This is a genomic window from Gilliamella sp. wkB112 (assembly GCF_001690685.1).
Lineage (GTDB): Bacteria > Pseudomonadota > Gammaproteobacteria > Enterobacterales > Orbaceae > Gilliamella > Gilliamella apicola_J.
Genome location: NZ_LZGL01000017.1, coordinates 402,377 through 423,297, shown reverse-complemented (window position 1 = coordinate 423,297; position 20,921 = coordinate 402,377). Strand labels below are relative to the sequence as shown.

General features: G+C 34.9%; 17 protein-coding genes. 7 read left to right on the top strand and 10 right to left on the bottom strand.

Translation table 11 applies throughout. The annotated features are described in order from the left end of the window. Positions 1-14: 14 nt before the first annotated feature. The 3 genes from tolA to hslU all read left to right on the top strand — a co-directional run bounded on the left by tolA (position 15) and on the right by hslU (position 3,124). Positions 15-1,091: a cell envelope integrity protein TolA gene (gene tolA / locus A9G12_RS08610; RefSeq protein WP_065565419.1), complete on the top strand. Its 1,077-nt coding sequence runs from the start codon at positions 15-17 to the stop codon at positions 1,089-1,091. 151 nt (positions 1,092-1,242) lie between these two features. Continuing rightward, the gene (gene hslV, locus A9G12_RS08605) at positions 1,243-1,770 is read left to right on the top strand and encodes an ATP-dependent protease subunit HslV (protein WP_065556332.1); all 528 of its coding nucleotides are present in this window, start codon (positions 1,243-1,245) and stop codon (positions 1,768-1,770) included. Between the two features lie 25 nt (positions 1,771-1,795). Beyond that, positions 1,796-3,124, top strand: coding sequence for an HslU--HslV peptidase ATPase subunit (gene hslU, locus A9G12_RS08600; RefSeq protein WP_065556331.1), 1,329 nt, complete (start codon positions 1,796-1,798; stop codon positions 3,122-3,124). 73 nt (positions 3,125-3,197) lie between these two features. Here the strand turns inward: hslU and asmA are convergent, their stop codons facing one another. From asmA to mltA, 3 genes are all read right to left on the bottom strand, one after another. Beyond that, positions 3,198-5,090 carry an outer membrane assembly protein AsmA gene (gene asmA, locus A9G12_RS08595; RefSeq protein WP_065565418.1) on the bottom strand — a complete coding sequence of 631 codons (1,893 nt, stop codon included), beginning with the start codon at positions 5,088-5,090 and terminating at the stop codon, positions 3,198-3,200. 35 nt (positions 5,091-5,125) lie between these two features. Beyond that, positions 5,126-5,707 carry a dCTP deaminase gene (gene dcd / locus A9G12_RS08590; protein ID WP_065565417.1) on the bottom strand — a complete coding sequence of 194 codons (582 nt, stop codon included), beginning with the start codon at positions 5,705-5,707 and terminating at the stop codon, positions 5,126-5,128. 70 nt (positions 5,708-5,777) lie between these two features. Then, on the bottom strand, positions 5,778-6,866 hold the full coding sequence (gene mltA, locus A9G12_RS08585; protein WP_065565416.1) for a murein transglycosylase A: 1,089 nt from the start codon (positions 6,864-6,866) through the stop codon (positions 5,778-5,780). Positions 6,867-7,065: 199 nt separating this feature from the next. On the opposite strand from mltA, the gene cycA reads away from it, so the two are divergent. Beyond that, positions 7,066-8,439, top strand: coding sequence for a D-serine/D-alanine/glycine transporter (gene cycA, locus A9G12_RS08580; RefSeq protein ID WP_065565415.1), 1,374 nt, complete (start codon positions 7,066-7,068; stop codon positions 8,437-8,439). Between the two features lie 55 nt (positions 8,440-8,494). On the opposite strand, the gene A9G12_RS08575 is transcribed toward cycA, so the two are convergent. Then, complete coding sequence (locus A9G12_RS08575) at positions 8,495-9,514, bottom strand: TerC/Alx family metal homeostasis membrane protein (RefSeq protein WP_065565414.1); 1,020 nt, start codon at positions 9,512-9,514, stop codon at positions 8,495-8,497. A gap of 182 nt (positions 9,515-9,696) precedes the next feature. Between A9G12_RS08575 and dacB the strand changes: the two genes are divergently transcribed. After that, the gene (gene dacB / locus A9G12_RS08570; RefSeq protein ID WP_065565413.1) at positions 9,697-11,130 is read left to right on the top strand and encodes a serine-type D-Ala-D-Ala carboxypeptidase; all 1,434 of its coding nucleotides are present in this window, start codon (positions 9,697-9,699) and stop codon (positions 11,128-11,130) included. A gap of 93 nt (positions 11,131-11,223) precedes the next feature. On the opposite strand, the gene A9G12_RS08565 is transcribed toward dacB, so the two are convergent. Both A9G12_RS08565 and A9G12_RS08560 read right to left on the bottom strand, forming a co-directional pair. Further along, positions 11,224-13,059: an ABC transporter ATP-binding protein gene (locus tag A9G12_RS08565; protein WP_065565412.1), complete on the bottom strand. Its 1,836-nt coding sequence runs from the start codon at positions 13,057-13,059 to the stop codon at positions 11,224-11,226. Between the two features lie 242 nt (positions 13,060-13,301). After that, positions 13,302-13,991, bottom strand: a complete 690-nt coding sequence (locus A9G12_RS08560; RefSeq protein WP_065565411.1) for a LexA family transcriptional regulator — start codon at positions 13,989-13,991, stop codon at positions 13,302-13,304. Between the two features lie 639 nt (positions 13,992-14,630). Between A9G12_RS08560 and A9G12_RS08555 the strand changes: the two genes are divergently transcribed. Further along, complete coding sequence (locus A9G12_RS08555; protein WP_065565410.1) at positions 14,631-14,807, top strand: Sec-independent protein translocase subunit TatA; 177 nt, start codon at positions 14,631-14,633, stop codon at positions 14,805-14,807. Positions 14,808-14,817: 10 nt separating this feature from the next. Then, positions 14,818-16,002, top strand: coding sequence for an FAD-dependent monooxygenase (locus A9G12_RS08550; protein WP_065565409.1), 1,185 nt, complete (start codon positions 14,818-14,820; stop codon positions 16,000-16,002). A gap of 73 nt (positions 16,003-16,075) precedes the next feature. Here the strand turns inward: A9G12_RS08550 and A9G12_RS08545 are convergent, their stop codons facing one another. The 4 genes from A9G12_RS08545 to pheA form a co-directional block, all read right to left on the bottom strand. Beyond that, positions 16,076-17,113 (bottom strand): NADH:flavin oxidoreductase/NADH oxidase, encoded by a 1,038-nt coding sequence (locus A9G12_RS08545; RefSeq protein ID WP_065565408.1) that lies wholly within the window; start codon positions 17,111-17,113, stop codon positions 16,076-16,078. Between the two features lie 267 nt (positions 17,114-17,380). Next, positions 17,381-18,535 carry an MFS transporter gene (locus A9G12_RS08540; RefSeq protein WP_218056607.1) on the bottom strand — a complete coding sequence of 385 codons (1,155 nt, stop codon included), beginning with the start codon at positions 18,533-18,535 and terminating at the stop codon, positions 17,381-17,383. 118 nt (positions 18,536-18,653) lie between these two features. Next, positions 18,654-19,700, bottom strand: coding sequence for an A/G-specific adenine glycosylase (mutY, locus tag A9G12_RS08535; protein ID WP_065565406.1), 1,047 nt, complete (start codon positions 19,698-19,700; stop codon positions 18,654-18,656). Positions 19,701-19,702: 2 nt separating this feature from the next. Further along, positions 19,703-20,854 (bottom strand): bifunctional chorismate mutase/prephenate dehydratase, encoded by a 1,152-nt coding sequence (pheA, locus tag A9G12_RS08530; protein WP_065565405.1) that lies wholly within the window; start codon positions 20,852-20,854, stop codon positions 19,703-19,705. Positions 20,855-20,921 lie beyond the last annotated feature (67 nt).

The window sequence follows — 20,921 nt, the reverse complement described above, 5'->3', positions numbered from 1 at the left end:
ATAATATATTAAAAATGTCAGCAATGTCTTATAAGCGTAATTCAAAATTAAATCTACCAGTCCTAATATCTATTATTTTGCATGCAATATTAATTTTTGTATTAGGTTATCGGGCCCTACAAGATAGTGATGCTAGCTATGGTGATATCAATGGTCAATCTATTGATGCCATCATGGTCGATCCTTCTGTTATGACCGAACAATATCAAAAGCAATTACAAAGTCAAATGAGTCAGCAAAAAGCTGAACAACAAAAACAACAACAACTAGATAAACAAGCTAAAGAATTGCAAGAAAAACAATTAGCCGAACAGCAACGACTTAAGGAATTAGAAAAAGAAAAACTAAAAGCTGCAGAGCAACAAAAACAAGAACAGGCAGCTGCAGAGAAGGCGGCAGCAGAAAAAGCAGCCGCAGAGAAGGCAGCCGCAGAGAAGGCGGCAGCAGAAAAGGCAGCCGCAGAGAAGGCGGCAGCAGAAAAAGCAGCAGCAGAGAAGGCAGCTGCAGAGAAGGCGGCAGCAGAAAAAGCAGCTGCAGAGAAAGCCGCAGCAGAAAAAGCAGCTGCAGAGAAAGCCGCAGCAGAAAAAGCAGCTGCAGAGAAAGCCGTAGCAGAAAAAGCAGCCGCAGAGAAGGCGGCAGCAGAAAAAGCAGCAGCAGAGAAGGCAGCAGCAGAAAAAGCAGCTGCAGAGAAAGCCGCTAAACAGAAAGCAGCCGCCGCAGCCGCAGCTAAAAATGACAAAGCAGTTAATGATCTTTTAGGCGGGATTACTTCTTCAGGATCACCTACTCAAGGAACAACTCCATCACGAAAAGGTGTTTCAAATGGCGAGTTAGATAAATATAAATCTTTGGTGCAAAACGCAATAAGTAATAAGTTTATTAATCCGAATAAAATGTATAGTGGTCGTAATTGTGTATTAAGAATTCAAATTGCACCAGATGGATTATTACTTAATGTGACCGCTCAAGGTGGCGATGATGCTTTATGCCGTGAAGCACTTGCAGCTACTAAATCAGCTGTTATACCTAAGCCATCTAGCACTCTTTATAATGACGTAAAAACTATGGTTATTGATTTCCAACCTAAATAGTAACATCTAATTAAACCGTTGTTACCCAAAAATATCTTATTGCAATATAAATTTTCAACATCTTTATATAAAAGATGTTGAAAATAAATTAACTGTCCCAATATAACCCATAATCATTCTAAACAAAGTTATTTAAGAGAAGGAGCAGAATATGACAACAATTGTCAGTGTTCGTCGAGAAGGACAAGTTGTTATTGGTGGTGATGGTCAGGTTACTCTTGGTGAACGCATTATAATGAAAGGTAATGCGCGTAAAGTCCGTCGTTTATATAATAATAAAGTAATTGCAGGCTTTGCCGGAGGGACGGCAGATGCTTTTACACTTTTTGAGCTTTTTGAACGTAAATTAGAAATGCATCAAGGTCATTTAACTAAATCAGCAGTAGAACTGGCTAAAGATTGGCGTACCGATAGAATGTTACGTAAATTGGAAGCCTTGCTTGCTGTTGCCGATGAGAGTGCATCTTTGATTATTACTGGAACAGGGGATGTTATTCAACCAGAAGATGACTTAATTGCTATTGGTTCAGGTGGTCCTTATGCTCAGGCTGCAGCAAGAGCTTTGCTAGATAATACCTCATTATCTGCTCACGATATTGTCCAGAAATCATTGTCAATTGCGGGAGATATTTGTGTGTATACCAATAACTTCCAAACTATTGAAGAACTAAATTATTAATTAATCCGAGTAAGAGAATATAAATATGTCTGAAATGACTCCTCGCGAAATTGTCAGCGAATTAAACCAACATATTATTGGTCAAGAAAAAGCAAAACGATCTGTTGCAATAGCGTTGCGTAATCGTTGGCGCCGTATGCAATTAGATGAAGCGTTACGCCATGAAGTAACGCCTAAAAATATACTTATGATCGGTCCTACTGGTGTAGGTAAAACTGAAATAGCCAGACGTTTGGCAAAATTAGCACATGCACCATTTATAAAAGTAGAAGCAACAAAATTTACCGAAGTTGGTTATGTTGGTAAAGAAGTTGATTCAATTATCCGCGATCTAACTGATTCAGCGGTAAAAATGATTCGTCAAGAAGCTATTGAGAAAAATCGTAATCGTGCTGAAGAACTTGCAGAAGATCGTATTTTAGATGTACTGGTACCACCAGCTAAAGATGGCTGGGGGCAAGTGGAAAATAATTCTGATTCTACTGCTAGACAAGCTTTCCGTAAAAAATTGCGCGAAGGTGAACTTGATGAAAAAGAAATTGAGATCGAATTGGCTGGGGTGAACATTGGTGTCGAAATTATGGCACCTCCAGGAATGGAGGAAATGACTAATCAATTGCAATCTATGTTTCAAAACCTTGGTGGTCAAAAAAGTAAACCACGTAAGATGAAAATTAAAGATGCCTTAAAACAATTAATTGAAGAAGAAGCAGCCAAACTAGTCAATCCAGATGACCTTAAACATGAGGCCATTGAAGCGGTTGAACAAAATGGGATTGTATTCATCGACGAAATTGATAAAGTATGTAAACGAGGTAATTCATCAGGACCAGATGTTTCTCGTGAAGGTGTGCAACGAGATCTATTGCCTTTAGTTGAAGGTTGTACTGTTTCAACTAAGCATGGTTCGGTAAAAACCGATCATATTTTATTTATTGCGTCAGGGGCTTTCCAAACTGCAAGTCCGTCTGATTTGATTCCTGAACTTCAAGGGCGTTTACCAATTCGAGTTGAATTACAAGCATTAACTAGTGAAGACTTTGAACGCATTTTAACGGAACCTAATGCATCACTTACTGTGCAATATAAAGCGCTTATGGCAACTGAAGGTGTCTCTATTGATTTTACTCAAGATGGAATTCGTAAAATTGCTGAATCGGCTTGGCAAGTTAATGAGCAAAACGAAAATATCGGTGCTCGCAGATTACATACAGTACTAGAACGTTTAATGGAAGAAGTATCCTTTGAAGCTAGTGAACTTGGTGGTCAAACTATTACTATTGATGCTAAATATGTTGGTGATCATTTAGATAAACTGGTTGCAGATGAAGATCTTAGTAAATTTATTTTATAATTATATGATTGTGAACAATAAAAAAGGTGAAATTAATTCACCTTTTTTATTGTTTTTTTCATTTGATGGCAATTTATTTTATTAATAATCCACCCAAAATATCTGCAGCTTTATGTTTTTTAGATTTTGAATCGTCTTTTGAATCTCGATTTTCAAGTTTATTACGCAATTTATCTAAGCTTTGTTGAAGTTTATTTTCAAACAAATCCTTAATTAATTTTTCCATGTCAATTTGATAGTGAAGATTAGCAAATTTACCAAAAATATGTAGTGGAATGGTTAACTGTTGAAGTTTTGTTATTGTTTCACTTTTACCATGCCAACCACCTAACATTTTTAAGCTCAAATTAACATCTAAATCATGTTTAATCATACCAACTCTTCCCGAGCCTTCGATGACATCGAGAGTTCCGGAGTTAGCAGTTAAGGAATTTAATTCCATATTACCATTATTCAAATAACCTTTAGCTAGTATTTTGTCAAATTCAGTATAATTTTTTTGATTTTCTGGGGGAGTTATATCTCTAGTATACTGTGCAGCAGCAGCTTGGATAATATTTTGAATATTGATATTAACAAGTTTAGCTTTGGTAACATTAATAGCAAAATTACCACGTAAGCTTTCGATTAGTTTTGACGGTGTAAAGGTATAGGCTTCCAAATCTCCGGTAGCATTAAATGTACCTTCTAGATCATTTGGTGTTTCTATTTGTTTAAAAAAGGTATTAAGATCAACATTATTAATTTTGGTATTAAGTTTTATTTGGGTATTTTTTTGTTTACCATTAGCCGTTCCAGTAGCTACAATCTTGCCTTTAGCAAAATCAAAGCTGATATTATTAAATGTAGTAATACCTTCATTATTAACAAAATTAGAATTGATATTATTTAATATTATCTGATTGGCAATTAATTCTTTGATGTCAATATTGGCTTTAGCATTAAATGTACTTAAGACACTGAGTTCATTATTAGAATTATTAACACTAGATACTACTGGTGCAGTTTGTTGAATAGTGGTATTTTCGTTAGTTTTACCTTTAGGTTGTAAGAAAGGTGTAATATCGATTTTATCGGTATTAAGTAGTAATTCGATTTCAGGTTTTTTATCTAAATTGGCAACAAGCATGCCAGTAAAATTATTATTATTAACTGAAAAGATCAAATTTTGACTTTTCAATATAAGCGGGCTTTGCTGATAATCAAAAGTCGCTTTTATATTACCTTTTAGTTCACCTGAAGGTACACCAATGCCTTTGTAAGTGTAGTCGATGTTTTTGACTTCTATAATTGCTTGCTCCGGAAATTGAGCTAAATTAACATTAGCTTGAACTGAATAGAGCAAATCTTGTTGATTCCTATCAACATTTCCTTTTAAATCAACAGTAACAGTTTTATTGGCCGTTTGTTCAACAATTAAATTAAGATTCCTAAAGTTAACTAAATCGTCATTGTGTTGTACGACAATTGTGCTATCAGTAATTTCAAATTTACTTAAAGTATTAGCCCAATTGGTTGAATTTTTTAATTCGGTTTCGCTTGGAGTTTGATTTGTAGTAGTTGCTTGAGAATTAATTTGAGATTGAGGCAGAGACTTAGTATTTTGTCCTTTACTTTCGTTAGTAACATTAATAATTGCTGATTTAATAAAGACATTTTTTATTGCTAGTTTTTTGGAAAATAAAGGCAATAATTCTACATCTAGTCGCATATTATCCGCAGTTAAAATTGGTTTTTGCGCACCACTATTAGACAGTGTTACTGAATCACTTAATATGCTCACTTGTGGCCAAATATGCCAGCGCAAATTGCCTTCAATGGTTAATTCATAGCCAGTTTTATCTTTGACCGTAGAAGATATGAATCCTCGAAAATTATTAGGATCAACAAAAACAATTAATGAGACGATAGCAATGGTAATAATCAAAATTAGGATAAAGAAGATAACTAATATTCTTTTGAACATTTTATGTTCCTTTATTAAGTTAATATAAGTGTTTATTAGTCTTTATCAATACGACTAGCAACTGCACCTTGCTGATCTTTATATTTAGCGTCTTGTCTTCGATTATAAGGCCTTTGTGCTGGTCCAGTTAAGGTTTCAAAACTCAGTGCTCCAATTGTCATACCCGGCCTAAGGGCTAAAGGAATTTTACCTGAATTATAAAATTCTAACACAATTTGACCTTGCCACCCTGGATCAATACGATGAGCCGTAACATGTACCATGAGACCAAGCCTAGCCAAAGATGAACGACCATCTAACCAACCAACTAAATCATCGGGAATAGTAACAGATTCTAATGTTACAGCAAGTGCTAATTCTCCCGGGTGGAGGTAAAAAGCCTCTCCTTCAGGCAGTATCATTTCTTCACTCATTACTCGCTCTAAAGCGGCTGATACTTCCTGTTTGGGACCGCTTAAATCAATGTAAGGCGTGGTATGTTCTCGAAACGTTCGAAATTGATTACCTAATCTTACGTCGACAGTTGCTCCGTTAATACAACTTGGCGTAGGTTGCGGTACGATTTTTAGTTTACCGTTTTGTAAATATGCTTCAATGTCTCGGTCGCACAATCTCATGAATTATCCTTAAAACTAATACATTACTACCATTTTATCAGTTTACTTTAATGGCGTCGATGAGCTTCAGTTAAGGTTTTATTACCCAAGCTCGTCCATAATGGTTGTAATAACCTGCTAGTTTACCTGGTTTTTCACCAATACCTAGATAAAGATCGAAATGTTGCCCTTTAATTGCACCACCTACATCTAGTGCAACCATTAAACGAGTTTCTCGTCTGCCTCGATATTGGCCATCATTATCAAGTAATGGTACATCAACTAAGACTACAGATCCTATTGGAATTAATGATTTATCTGAAGCAACAGCGGCATTGGCTATTAAAGGTACAGCAGCGGCACCTTTTACTTCCGCATTATATTGTGGTTTGAAAAATACAAAGGAACGATTTTGAATGAACAATGCTTTAAGTTGTTTTTCACTTTTATTTTTAGCCCAATCTTTTATAGCTTGTATGGACATGTTTTCTTTTTCTATTTCGCCTTGTTCAACAAGTAATCGCCCAATACTGGAATAGCCATGGCCATTTTTGCCACCATAACAGAAAAATACTAATGGCGAACCATCTTCAAAATCGATAAAAGCACTACCTTGTACTTCCATAATGAAATTATCCATTAAGGAATTACTATAAGCAAGCTCTAGTCCTTTACCATTAAGGGCACCATTATAAATCTGTTCACGGTTTGGTAAACGTCCTTTAGTAGCCAGTGGCATTTTATAAATTGGATATTTAAATTCAGCAGATGGAGTGTGTCTAGCTTTGATTACCGGGGTGTAATAACCAGTTAAATGAACATTACCAAACCCATCTTGTCCCGCCATTTCATAGCTATTTAATCCAACTTTATTGAATTCATCAGCACCTAATGAACGGTTTATCCAAGCATCAATAGCTTTATAAATATGTTCATTTTTACGATATAAAGAAGGTGATGTTGATTTTATTTTGCTAATTTGAATTATATAATCAGAAATATTTACGGGAATACCTAGTTGCGGGTGACGAACATTTAGTGGTAATGTAAGTTTACCATCTTTATATTGTTGCCCAAGTTTAACTTGTTTATTTGAATTACTTTGGCAGCCAGTTAATACGAATAAAACCAGTAAAATACATGAAATATAAAGACGTTTGTATGTGTTGTTTTCTTTCATCTTGTTAGTTAATTATAATAAGTTAAAACTATAGATGGTTATGCTACACAATTCTATTATAAGAAACTACCAATAATTACTATATTGTCATAAAAAGTTTTCATGGCGATTCAGCTTGCGATTTGATGTTTTAATCTTTATAGTCCTATGTTTCCACAATAACTCTTAGAAGTATGAAACATGAAAGGTAACTATAGCGATGGGTAACAAATCTTCAAACCATGATCTTAAGCGAAACCTCTCCAACCGACATATTCAATTAATTGCCATTAGTGGTGCAATTGGCACTGGGTTATTTATGGGCTCAGGAAAGACGATTAGTCTGGCAGGTCCGTCAATTATCTTTGTATATATGATTATCGGTTTTATACTGTTTTTTGTTATGCGGGCAATGGGAGAAATTCTATTATCAAATTTGAACTATAAGTCTTTTAGTGATTTTGCCAATGATTTATTAGGGCCTTGGGCAGGTTTTTTTACTGGTTGGACTTATTGGTTTTGTTGGGTTATTACAGGTATTGCCGATGTGGTTGCCATTGCTGGTTATGCTCAGCATTGGTTCCCGGATTTACAAGCATGGATCCCCATGATATTAACAGTTACCGTATTGTTAATATTGAATTTATTAACAGTGAGGATGTTTGGTGAGACGGAATTCTGGTTTTCAATGATTAAAATTATTGCAATTCTGGCACTGATCGCCATTGGTCTGGTATTAATTATTACAGCATTCCATTCTGAACAAACCAATACTATTGCCTCATTTTCCAATCTTTGGGAGTATGGCGGCTTTTTCCCTAATGGTTCTATGGGTTTTTTCGCCGGTTTCCAGATAGCTATTTTTGCTTTTGTGGGTATTGAATTAGTAGGAACAACAGCTGCCGAAACTGTAGATCCTAATAAGAACTTACCCCGAGCTATCAATTCCGTGCCAGTACGTATAATCTTCTTTTACGTATTTGCTTTAATTATAATTATGAGTGTGACACCATGGAGTGCGATCTCACCAAATAAAAGTCCATTTGTTGAATTATTTACTTTGATTGGTTTACCAGCAGCAGCCAGTATTATTAACTTTGTAGTACTTACTTCAGCGGCATCGTCGGCGAATAGTGGAATTTATTCAACGAGTCGTATGCTATTTGGTTTAGCAAAAAAACAAGATGCGCCAGAGCGTTTTGGTAAATTGTCACGGCGTTCAGTTCCAGCCAATGGCTTGTTATTTTCTTGTACTTGTTTATTTGGTGGTGTGGTGTTGATTTACTTGGTGCCGAATGTTATGGAAGCATTTACCATAGTAACCACGATATCGGCTATTTTATTTATGTTTATTTGGTCGATGATCCTTATTTCTTATATTGCTTATTGTCGTAAAAGAGACCAATTACATCAGCAATCGCAATTTAAAATGCCTGGTGGTGTGTGCATGTGCTATGTATGCCTAGCATTTTTCGTATTTGTGATTGTTTTGCTTACTTTCGAGACTGATACTCGTCAGGCCTTAATTGCAACGCCAATTTGGTTTATTATTTTAGCAATAAGCTATTATTTCCGTTCATTAAAACGCCAATAAACTTAATAATTATGGCAGGTGAATTCCTGCCATAGTCAAATTTTATCTACCATAATTACTTATTGTTCTTTTGGGGCCAAATAAAACTAGCAATAATACCTATCAATAACATACCTAATACAATATACAGGCTTATTATTGGACTAATATCAATTCCATGTCCAAATAAGTGATTGCTTGCATTTAGCGCTAATTTTATGGCAATAAAAAATAACAAACAGATAACAGCTTTACCCAAATGTACTAGATATTGCTTCATAGCTTCTAATACAAAATACATGGTTCTTAACCCTAAAATAGCAAAAATCATGGCACTATAAACGATTAACGGTTCCCGGCTTACCGCGATAACTGCGGGAACCGAATCAAAGGCAAACATAACATCACTCAGTTCAATTACCATAGTGCATAAAAATAGTGGGGTGGCATATAAAAAACTTTTTGGGATCTTATTGATTAAATCACTATTCTCAGATTTACCAAGTTCAGCATCTAGTTGTTTTTGACTTAATAGAAAATGATGACCAACTATTTTAGGGTAGGTCGGAAATATGCGTTTTGCGATGCGATAGGCAATATGTTTGGAATAATCTTGTATCTCAGCATTATCCTGTTTTTTTAGCATCATTATGCCAGTAAACGCCACAACCACCGAAAATACTAATTCCATCCATGGCCCTAAAGACAATAATTCTGTGCCAATAAGTACAAAAATAGCGCGGAATACAATTGCACCAATTATTCCCCAATAAAGAATACGGTGACGATAATTATTGGGGATTGCGAACCATGAAAAAAGCGCCATAATTACAAAAAGATTATCGACAGACAGTGCTTTTTCAAGCACATAGCCGGTAATAAATAAACTAGCCGCTTCGCTGCCATGGTGTAAATATAAATAAAGTGCAAAACCTAAAGCTACAGCAATCCAAAAAAGTGACCACATAATTGCATTACTTAGAGTAATGGGTTTATCTTGGTGGTGCGCATATAAATCTATAAAGATTGCAACTATAGATAATCCAACAAATACTAATACAGTTTCTATTGGAAACCCTAATGAGCTTTGAACCATATTTATGTTACCTAATTTTAAGTTTGGGATTGAAGTAAATTAGTTAGTAAACTCTGCAATTTATATCAATAAAGCACAATTATAAAAGTGATTGAGTATATATTGATAGCATGATCAAAAAAAGATATATTTGTTATCCCTATTTAACTGTTTTAGTTTTATCATATTTTGAGCAAATACCCATGACCAATTTTAGAATATTTCTGTTATTTATTCTTCCCTTTATGTCTTTTTTATTACAAGCACAATCGGTTGAACCTTATATTACATCTTTACCTAAAGGTAGTGATTTATCTATTTTAGTACAATCCGTGGGTAATAATCATAAAACATTAGCCAAATACAAAAGTGATCAATTTAAACAACCAGCCAGTACGCAAAAAGTTATAACTGCACTAGCTGCACAATTAGAGCTAGGCAGCGATTTTCGTTTTGTGACCAAAATATTAACTAATGGCTCAATTAGTAATAGACAGTTAAATGGTGATCTTATTATTCAGTTAAGTGGTGATCCCACTTTTACCAGAGATCGATTGAAGAATATGCTAGCTTCATTACGTCAACAAGGCATAGAAAAAATATCAGGAAATATTGTGTTAGATACTTCAATATTTACTAGTCACGATAAAGCAGAAGGTTGGTCTTGGAATAACTTAACTGCTTGCTACAACGCACCACCGTCAGCAGCTATTATCGATGATAGCTGTTTTTATGCTACTATCACGCCCGGAAAAATTGGCAGTAGAGCATCGGTTTCGGTATCGTCTAGTAATCCGGTAATAGTAACAGCGGATGTAAAAACTATCGCGAGTAATAGCAAGGATTTAAATGATAAATATTGTGAATTAGATGTCAGTTATTCTGACAAAAATCGCTACCACTTATCTGGATGTATCGCCGCAAGTTCTGAAAAAACGCCATTAAAATTTGCCGTACTTGATGGTATTGATTATTTTTCTTCGATTTTAAAAAATGAATTTAAACAACAAAAGATCACTTATAGTGGCACGCTTATCGAAAAAAATCAAAAGACCAATGCAAAAAACTTATTAGTTTCCAGTCAATCAGCACCTCTTTCCGAATTATTAACCGTGATGCTCAAAAAATCAAATAACTTGTATGCTGATGCTATTTTTAGAACATTAGGAGCACATTATTTCAATATTCAAGGAACATGGCGTAATGGTGGGGATGCGGTCAAGCAAATTTTACGCAAAAAAGCAGCAATAAATCTTGAAAATTTGGTGATAGCAGATGGCTCTGGATTGTCGCGACTGAATTTAGTTAGCGCTGATAAATTAATGGAAATTCTGCAGTATATCGCTATTAATAATTCTCAACTAGGGATTATTGAAAAACTGCCAATTGCTGGTGTCGATGGTACTTTACAGTATCGTAAAAGCTTCAGTCAACCGCCATTTAAACAGGCTATTCGAGCTAAAACTGGATATATACAAGGTAGTTATAATTTAGCTGGATTTATTCCAAAATCGGATGGTAGTTATATTGCCTTTGTGCAGTTATTGTCGGGTTATCAGGCTGATAGTCAAGGTGAACCTAAAAATGGCGCTATAATGCGATTTGAATCAGAATTTTATAAAAATTTCATTAATTAATAATTAAGTGAATTTATTTACAGGTCAGATAGTGTTTTTATACTAAAACATATACCTGACCTGAAACATCTTTACATTATCAAGTTCTTATAGTTATACCGTATCCCCCAAAAAACCACCACTTTGGTGCTTCCAAAGTTGTGCATATAAACCATTTTTTTGTAGCAGCTGTTGATGGCTACCTTGTTCAATAATCTTACCTTGATCGAGTACGATTAATTTATCCATTGCCGCAATGGTTGATAACCGGTGAGCAATAGCGATAACTGTTTTACCTTCCATTAATGTGTATAAACTTTCTTGAATGGCTTGTTCAATTTCAGAATCTAGGGCACTCGTTGCTTCGTCTAAAAGTAAAATAGGGGCATTTTTTAGAATGACACGAGCAATAGCAATACGTTGCCGTTGTCCTCCAGATAGTTTAATACCACGTTCACCAACATAAGCATCATAACCTTTCCTGCCATTGGCATCGACTAATGATTGAATAAAGTGATCGGCTTGAGCTTTTTGGGCGGCTGTTATCATTTCTTGCTCACTGGCGGAATTATTACCATAGAGTAAATTTTCACGAACTGAACGATGCAATAAAGAGGTATCTTGAGTTACCATACCAATTTGAGCACGTAAACTTTCTTGACTAACAGTAGTAATATCTTGACCGTCGATAATAATCTGCCCGTTTTGTAAATCATAAAAACGTAGTAATAAACTAATAAGTGTTGATTTGCCAGCTCCGGAACGACCCACTAAACCAATTTTTTCACCAGGGTTAATGGTCAAGTCAAAATCTTGAATCACCGAATTATGTGATTTTTCTTCATAGCTGAAATTAACATGTTTGAATTCGACTTTTCCTTGGTTAACTTTAAGTGGAGTAGCATGGGGATGATCTACTACTGTTTTGGCTGCTGAAAAAGTGTTAATCCCATCTTCAACAACGCCAATATTTTCAAATAAACCAGCAATTTCCCACATGATCCAATGTGATAACCCATTTAAACGCAGTGCTACCGCTGTGGTGGTAGCGATTGCTCCAATTTGTACTAATTGATTTGTCCATAACCATAAAGCTACGCCAGTGGTACTTAATATTAATGAAATAGTCAATAAATGATTCACTATTTCAAAACTACTCACTAAGCGCATTTGTTTATTTACGGTGATTAAAAAATCATCCATTGATTCTTGGGCATACTTAGCTTCATTTCCCGCATGGGTAAATAGTTTTACTGTCATAATATTAGTATAAGCATCAGTTACTCGCCCAGTCATGGTTGAACGAGCATCAGCTTGCATACTGGCAACTTTACTGAGCCGAGGAATAAAATAATACATGGCAATACCATAAATAACACACCAACCCATGAAGGGCAGTAATAACCAAGGTGCTAGTTGGCCGATTATTGTAGCCATAGTGATAAATGAAATAAGCACAAATATCAAAATATCAGCAATTAAAAAGCAGGTATCCCTAACGGCTAAAGCCGTTTGCATCACTTTAGCTGATATTCTTCCGGCGAATTCATCTTGGAAAAATCGCATGCTTTGATTAAGTACTAATCTATGTAAATTCCAACGCATCCTCATTGGAAAATTTCCAGCTAAACATTGATGTTTTATAATAGTTTGTAATCCAACTATTAATGTGCTCGCTAAGATAACTAATGCTAATAACATTAGAGTACCTTTTTCTTGTTGCCAAAACTGATCCGGTTCGACAACGGCTAACCAATCAACAATTTTGCCAAGTGCGGCAAACAAAAAAGCCTCAAAAGCACCGCCTAACGCACTCAGAATGATCAGTAATAATATAAAAATACGTGTACCTTTAGTTGCTTGGAAAATGAAACTAAAGATATTTTTAGCCGCAGGCTGTGGTTCATCTTTAGGATAAGGTGATACCATTTTTTCAAAAAATCGATACATAACGAACCTAATTATTAATAAGATTGTTCACTGATAATTATATCAATGACATTTAACATGAAGGGAGAGTTTAAATAGCTAACACAATCTAATAATTAAAAAATAAAAATCATAATGATAGTCACTTAAGTTTATACCTGTTGTTACTGAGGCAATAAAAAAGAAAAGAAGGGAAAATTTCGTATAATTTCCCCTCGTTGATGTGATTATATCTTGAATGAAGATTTATGGCTATTAATTGGTTAAAAAATATCTTTAATTATTTGTACCACGCGACCAATAATACGATATTTATTGATATCCGTTTTGGGAATTTCAATAGTTGGATATTGGTTGTTATTACATATTAATATCCAACTACCAAGAGTTAAGCGGATTTTCCTTAACATAGTGAAATCCTCATACTCAATTAGATAAATGGCACCATCAATAATGTCCGCTGTTTCGGTATTGATAATTAATCCATTGTTATTTTCAATTTCTGGTGACATTAAATCACCTTTAGCCCAGTAGAGAATTAACTTTTGTATATCTAATCCTCGATGAGAGGCCCAACCTTCTACAATTGGATAATTCATGACGGGTGGTGTTTCACGAATATAGCGCTGCGTCTGTGCTTCTGTTTTTGAAGGTTGTTGTTTTTTATAAACAGGAATCCGATAGATATTTTCATTATAAATATCTTCATTATCTTCAGAATCTAATACTTCCAATTTATAGCCAGTGGCTAGCCAATTGAACGATACATTACATTTTTCTGCGATAACGTCTAAACGAGTAAGCGAAGGGTATGTTTTTCCTGATAAATAATCTCTGATCACAGTTTCAGACATATCACATTTTTTAGCAAAGGCAGAAACAGATAATCCTTGCATTGAAATTTGTAATCTGTCTTTGAAAGTTTTGACATTTTTATTTTTAATCATATTCATTGCTGACTCTTTTTTCTTTTTTCATCCATACTATTATTATAATGCATATAATAATATTTTCACACACATTTATCCGGCGAAAAAACGTTATTAAAGCGTCTATTTTTATTTTTTAAATGTGCATTTCTGTTTTTTAAAATTGTTTTTATGAGCGATCTCTCACTTTTAAAAAATATTTTTTGTTTTTTAAAATGCGAAAAAATATGTTTTTTCTGCTTATATTTGCTGTTTTTTAATAATTTTATATCATTAATTATGCTTTCAATAAATAAAAATTTATAAAATTGACATATATCAAATGAACTGCTATGTATTTATCTTGCTTGCTTTTCTATTCTATTTTATTTGCGCTTGATTTATTTGGTTTTTTTATCATTTAAATAATATTGCAAAAAGCAAATAAAAACGTTGACTTTAGCGAAAAAAAATGGATAATAAGCAAGGTAAGGATTTTTCATTGTTTTCTTTCCTTATATTCCTTATATTTCATGTTGGCCTGTATAGTTTTATACAGGTCTTTTTTATTCTTGAACTCTTCATGAAATCCATTCATAAACATAGTATAATAAAAACCATTACAAACCGTTTTTAATCCAATAACAAATATAATTATCATGTCTATTTTAAGAGGATTTGCCTATGTCATTTAGTATCCCACACCTTTTAGTCTTCCTTGCAGTAGTTATCCTATTATTTGGAACTAAAAAGTTACGTAATTTAGGCTCAGATCTTGGCACTGCATTGAAAGGCTTTAAAAAAGCAATGAACGATGATGAGATAGAATCTAAAAATGATAATAGTTTAGATAAAAAGTAAGCATAATATTATGAGTATTAATTTCGATGTAGCTATTGTAGGGGGAGGGTTAGTTGGCTTAGCTACAGCTTGTGCGCTTAGTCAAAGTGATCTTAATGTCGCCCTTATTGATACTAAAGTTCAGCAAAATGCAGATTTAGATTCTGATATAATAGGAGTGCGTGCCTCGGCGATTAATGGTTCAAGCCAGAATTATTTTTCTCAAATTGGTATCTGGGATGATTTGTGTGCTAGCCAACGAGTTCAAGCTTTTTCTGAAATAGGTGTTTGGGAAAAAGGAGGGCGAGCCCAATTATCAGCACATGCTCAAGATTTTGGTTATCAAAATTTAGGTTATATCATCGAAAATCATGTCATATCACATTATCTCTATCAATATGCATTAACTTGTTCGAATATTAGCTTTTTTAACAGTGAAGCGGTTAATAGTGTATTTAATGATGATTATGCTTATTTAACATTAGCAGATAATACCATTTTACAAGTTAAACTAGTTATTGGTGCTGATGGTGCACATTCATGGATACGCCAACAACAAAATATTCCAATTATGGCTCGAGATTATATCCATCATGCGCTGATAACAACTGTAACCACAGAGTATCCACACCAATCATGTGCTAGGCAGATTTTTTATCCAAATGGAATTGTAGCGTTTTTACCGCTTTGGCAAGCTAATAAAAGTTGCTTAGTTTGGTCGACAAAGCCTGAAATTGCAACTAATTTAGCTACTCTTCCGGAATCTGAATTTACTAACGAGTTATTGGCTTTAACCGGAGACAAAGTCGGCCATTGTCAGTTAATTAATCCGCGGATGGTGTTTCCACTCAAAGCAAGGTTTGCGAAACGGTTTATAAAACATCGATTAGTACTGATTGGCGATGCCGCACACACTATTCATCCTCTAGCTGGTCAAGGAGTTAATTTAGGATTTCAAGATTCAGCACTTTTAGTTGCAACGATTAAGAACTTAATTAATTGTAATAAAGATATTGGGTTACCAATAAATTTGCAAACCTATCAATTTGCTCGTCGTAAAGATACTTTGGTTATGTTAGCTGCAATGCGAACTATCCAAGATATGTTTAATGGCAATCTTTTGTTGAAAAAAATGCTCCGTACAATAGGAATGAATGCCATTGATCACTGTTCACCATTGAAAAAACAGCTAATCAAATATGCAATGCATATTTAAACAGTTATTTTGCGTTACGATATCCTGTAGTATAACTACAGGATTATATATTGAATTAAAATCTATTCTGTTATTAAAAAGCAACTTTATATGGTTTTGGAACAAAAGGTGAATCAGGTATATGTAACGTCCAATACGGATCGTGTAGTAAACCTTTGCCAATAGCAACTAAATCGGCATCACCAGTACTTATTACATAATCAGCAAGATAAGGATCTTCGAGCATACCTACAGTAATGATCGGTAGATTAGTTACTGGCCTAATTGCACGAGCCAAGTAAACCTGATAACCGGCATGAAAGTCTGGGGTATGTGTTGGATCTAGTTGTCCATCACCACCACCGCTTACGTCTAAAACGTCAGCGCCAGCTTCAGCAAAACGCTTAGCTATTTTGCGACCATAATCGACATCATAACCATTTTTTCCATATTCTTGTGCAGAAAATCGCACGATAAGTGGCATACCAGCAGGCATCACCGATTTAGCCGCTTTAAGTACCTGCTCACCAAATAACAGTTTATCCTGACCATATTCATCAGTTCTAAGGTTGGTTTTTGGCGAACAAAATTGGTGAATCAAGTAACCATGAGCACCATGAATTTCGATAGCGTCAAATCCAGCTTCAACTGCCCGTTTGGTTGATTGTTTGAATTGTTGAATTATAGCTAGTATTTCATCTTTGGATAGTTCACGTGGCATTTTATATTGCCATTTTGGATCTGCTTCGTTGTTACCATCAAAAATAACCGACGAGCAGGAGATAACATCATCTGTACCTAAAGCTTTACGACCTGCATGTGCAATTTGAATTGCAATTTTACCATTTTGCGCATGCACGGCATCAACAATACGTTTAAATTGATCTCGTTGTTCATCATTCCATAAACCTAAGCAATTAGGTGAAATTCGACCATTTGGCGCAACGTTAGTCATTTCTACAATAATTAGCCCAACGCCACCGATTGCCCGCGATACATAATGAACAAAATGCCAATCATTCGGCATTCCGTCCGTAGCAGTATATTGACACATTGGTGGCATAACAATACGATTTTTGAGTGTTAAGTTTTTTATACTATATGGAGTATTGAGATAAGATATTTTAGCCATAAATAATTCCTTGAATCACAATAAGTAGATTAAGATAAAATTATTATTAAATTTTGAAAAATAATTTTAATTTCCATAGTTTAAGTTCATTCAATACTTTTATACTCATTAGAGTAAGTAAACATAAAAATAGACATAATGTTACTTTCTTACTTATATATCATCTTATACCGTTTTATAGTGGTTAGCTATTATTAGTCTATTATAAAAATTAAAATATCAAATAATTGAGAGCAAAATAATCCTTAATTTAAAAAGCTGACAAAATTAAGTATGACAAGAAGTTTCAGGAGTGCTATATGTTTTAATATAATGGCTCCAAGCAATAATACCAATTAAAGCAAGCATAATGCCGCTAACAATAATGGCAAACCATCCGTAGTGACTGTATAAGTAAGTAGATGTAACTGAACCTAACATTCCGCCAATAAAATAACTAACCATGTAGCCGGTATTCATGCGGCTACGTGCTTCAGGTCGAATTTGATAAATAGCATTCATATTGGAAACATGTGTGACTTGTACGGCAAAATCTAGCAGTATGACACCTAAGACTAAAGCAATTATAGAGTAATGCGCCAATGATAGTGGTAACCATGAAACTAATAATAAAGTTAATCCAATCGAAGTAGCAATAACCCCTTTGCCTTTGTCGGATAACCTGCCAACAATTGGTGATCCCATGGCGCCAGCTGCACCAGCAAAACCAAATAATCCAATAATAAAATCAGAATAATGATAAGGAGGATCGCTTAATAAAAAGGCTAACGGTGTCCATAAGAGTGAAAATATGGCAAACGAAATTATTGCAAGTACTGAGCGAATTCTTAAGGTGCGTTCCTGCCGGTACAGCGAGCCAATTGAAAACATCAATTGCCAATAATTAATATTGGCTTTATTTCGATAACTTGGTAGAGATAGTCCAAGAAGTAGGGTTACGATACTCATGATTACCGTTGCGATCCAATAGACATCGTGCCAATCGGCAATTGATGAAATGGCACCAGCAAATGATCGCCCCAGCAAAATTCCCAATAACATACCACTCATTAATGTGCCAACAATTTTACCACGATGTTCTGGTTTAGCTAGTGTAGCTGCAAAGGGAATTAGTACTTGGGCAACCGCAGAAAATAGTCCTGTTATTGCGGTACCAATAATTAACATCCATAAATTTTGCGATAAGGCACTAACTATTAGTCCACAAGTAGTTAAAACCATCAAAATAAGGATTAATTGTTTGCGTTCAACTTTATCACCAAGTGGAGTAATAAACAGTAAGCCAACAGCATAACTAAATTGAGCCGTCATAATAATGGAGCCGGCATGTTCAATGGCAATATGTAAATCGGCAGTAATGGAATGTAATAGTGGTTGTGCGTAATAATTGCTAGCAATAGTTACACCAATAGCAAACGCCATTAAAAATACTAACCAACCCGATAAACTTTGAGATTGTTTGCTGTGCATAGATAGAAATAAAAGAAAATAAAGATGGTAGATTATAAACTAAAAAGGCAAGATTTGCAGAATGGTGATCTCACTTACTTAATTGTTGTAATAATTTATAAATAGGTGTAGCAAGCCCGATTTTAGCATCTTGGGTTTTTAGGTCATACCAATAATTAACAGATTCATCTAAACATTTATTATAATTTAATATTTCACAATGGATAGGGATAATATCCAAATGAAAATGACTAAAAGTATGGCGAAATGAAATTAACTGCTGAGGTGTAGTTGTTTTGATGCCATGTTGATTTAACCAATCAAATAATGCTTGTTCACTAGCAAACTCGGGTAAGCAATATAATCCCCCCCAAATACCTACGGAAGGTCTTTTTTCAAGCCAAACACAATGATCTTGTTCAAGTATTAAAAAGTAAGCCGTTTTTTCGGGCATAGTGTTTTTAGGCTTTTTAGTTGGGAACTGTTGCCAACTTTCTGTCCGGTAAGCAATACAATCAATATGTAAAGGGCAGAGTGTACATTTGGGTTTGCTGCGAGTGCAAACCATTGCTCCAATATCCATCATTGCTTGGTTAAACTTTGCAACTTGTTGCTGTGGAGTCACCTGTTCGCTTAACAGCCATAGTTTATTTTCAATTGTTTTGATACCCGGCCAGCCTTCAATAGCAAAATAACGAGTTAACACGCGTTTTACATTGCCATCTAAGATTGCGTAATGTTGATTTTGTGCCAGCGATAAAATAGCGCCAGCAGTTGAACGACCAACACCAGGTAGGGCTACTACGTCTGCAAATTGTTTGGGAAAATGGCCATGAAATCGCTCACTAATTATTTGTGCTGTTTTATGTAGGTTGCGTGCCCGAGCATAATAACCTAGTCCGGTCCACAGGTGCAGCACACTATCAATTGGCGCTTTAGCTAAATCAACAATAGTCGGGAAATGTTCAATAAAACGTTTGAAGTAAGGGAGCACTGTTGCAACTTGGGTTTGTTGCAACATGACTTCAGATAGCCAGACATGATAAGAACTTTTTTCAATCTGCCATGGTAACGTTTTTCTACCATATTGCTCGTACCATTGCAGTACTGCTTGCGAAAAATGTTGTGTTGTCACAATAATTATATTACCGCCGCAATCGAATCACTTGGGTAACAACCTAACACTTTTGAAAATAAAGTAATTGCTGATAATTCTTTTAACGCAGTTTGCATTTCATAAGAATTTATATTGCCTTGTAAATCGATATAAAACATCTCTTCCCAAGGGTTACCATGAATTGGACGAGACTCAAGTTTAGTCATGACAATATTATGTTCACGCAGGACTAATAAAGCATCGACCAGCGCACCTGCTTGCTGTCCGGTTTTCATTAAAATAGTGGTTTTTGCTGGTATTTGATCGGAAACATCAACTGGTTTACGGGCTAGCACAATAAAGCGAGTAATGTTTTCTTTTTGATTAGCTAAATTATGTTCTAGCACTTGTAAACCATATAATTCACCGCCGTCTTTATTGCCCATAGCAGCAACTTTAGGGCTATTCAATTTAGCCACTGTTTCCATGGCTGATGAGGTGCTATCACAATAGACAATCTTCCAATGAGGGAAACTTTCTAAAAAATGACTGCATTGTTGAAAAGGTTGGGGATGACTATAAACGGTATCAATTTGTTCAAGCTGAGTATTTGGTATTGCCAATATGCAGTGATCAATAGGTAGTGAAAGTTCGCCGATTATATGCAAATTAGTTTTTTGTAGTAAATCATAGACCTCGTTAATAGAACCAGAGCTTGAATTTTCAATCGGCAAAATACCATAGTCAACAAATCCCTTTTCAACTTGTTCAAAGATATCTTTAAAAGTGGTACAGCCAGATTCAATCATTTTTTCTAAGTGTGTACTAGCATAACGACGAGCAGCTGAGTGCGAATAAGACCCTTTTGGTCCAAGAAAAGCCACTTTAGCGGCAACAATCGCACCATGATTCAGTTTTTCTTGCAGAATTTTTTGTTGCAAAAGCACGGAATCTTCAATGATGATCTGATATAAACGTTTAATAAATAGTTCATCGAGATGATATTCTTTGCCTTGATTAATTAAGGTTTTTATCAATGAACGTTCACGTTCTGTATCACGAACAGGAATGTTAGCAGCAATTTTGGTATGAATTACCTCAGTAGCTAGTTCCCGTCGTTTTGCTAAAATAGCTAACAAGGATTTATCAAGTTCGGTAATTTTGTCTCGTAATGGTAGTAAAGGATTAGCAGTCATTTTTGATTTATATTATTAACAAGCGATGCAATATTATAACAAGCAAAAAAATAAAGGCACTCTTAAA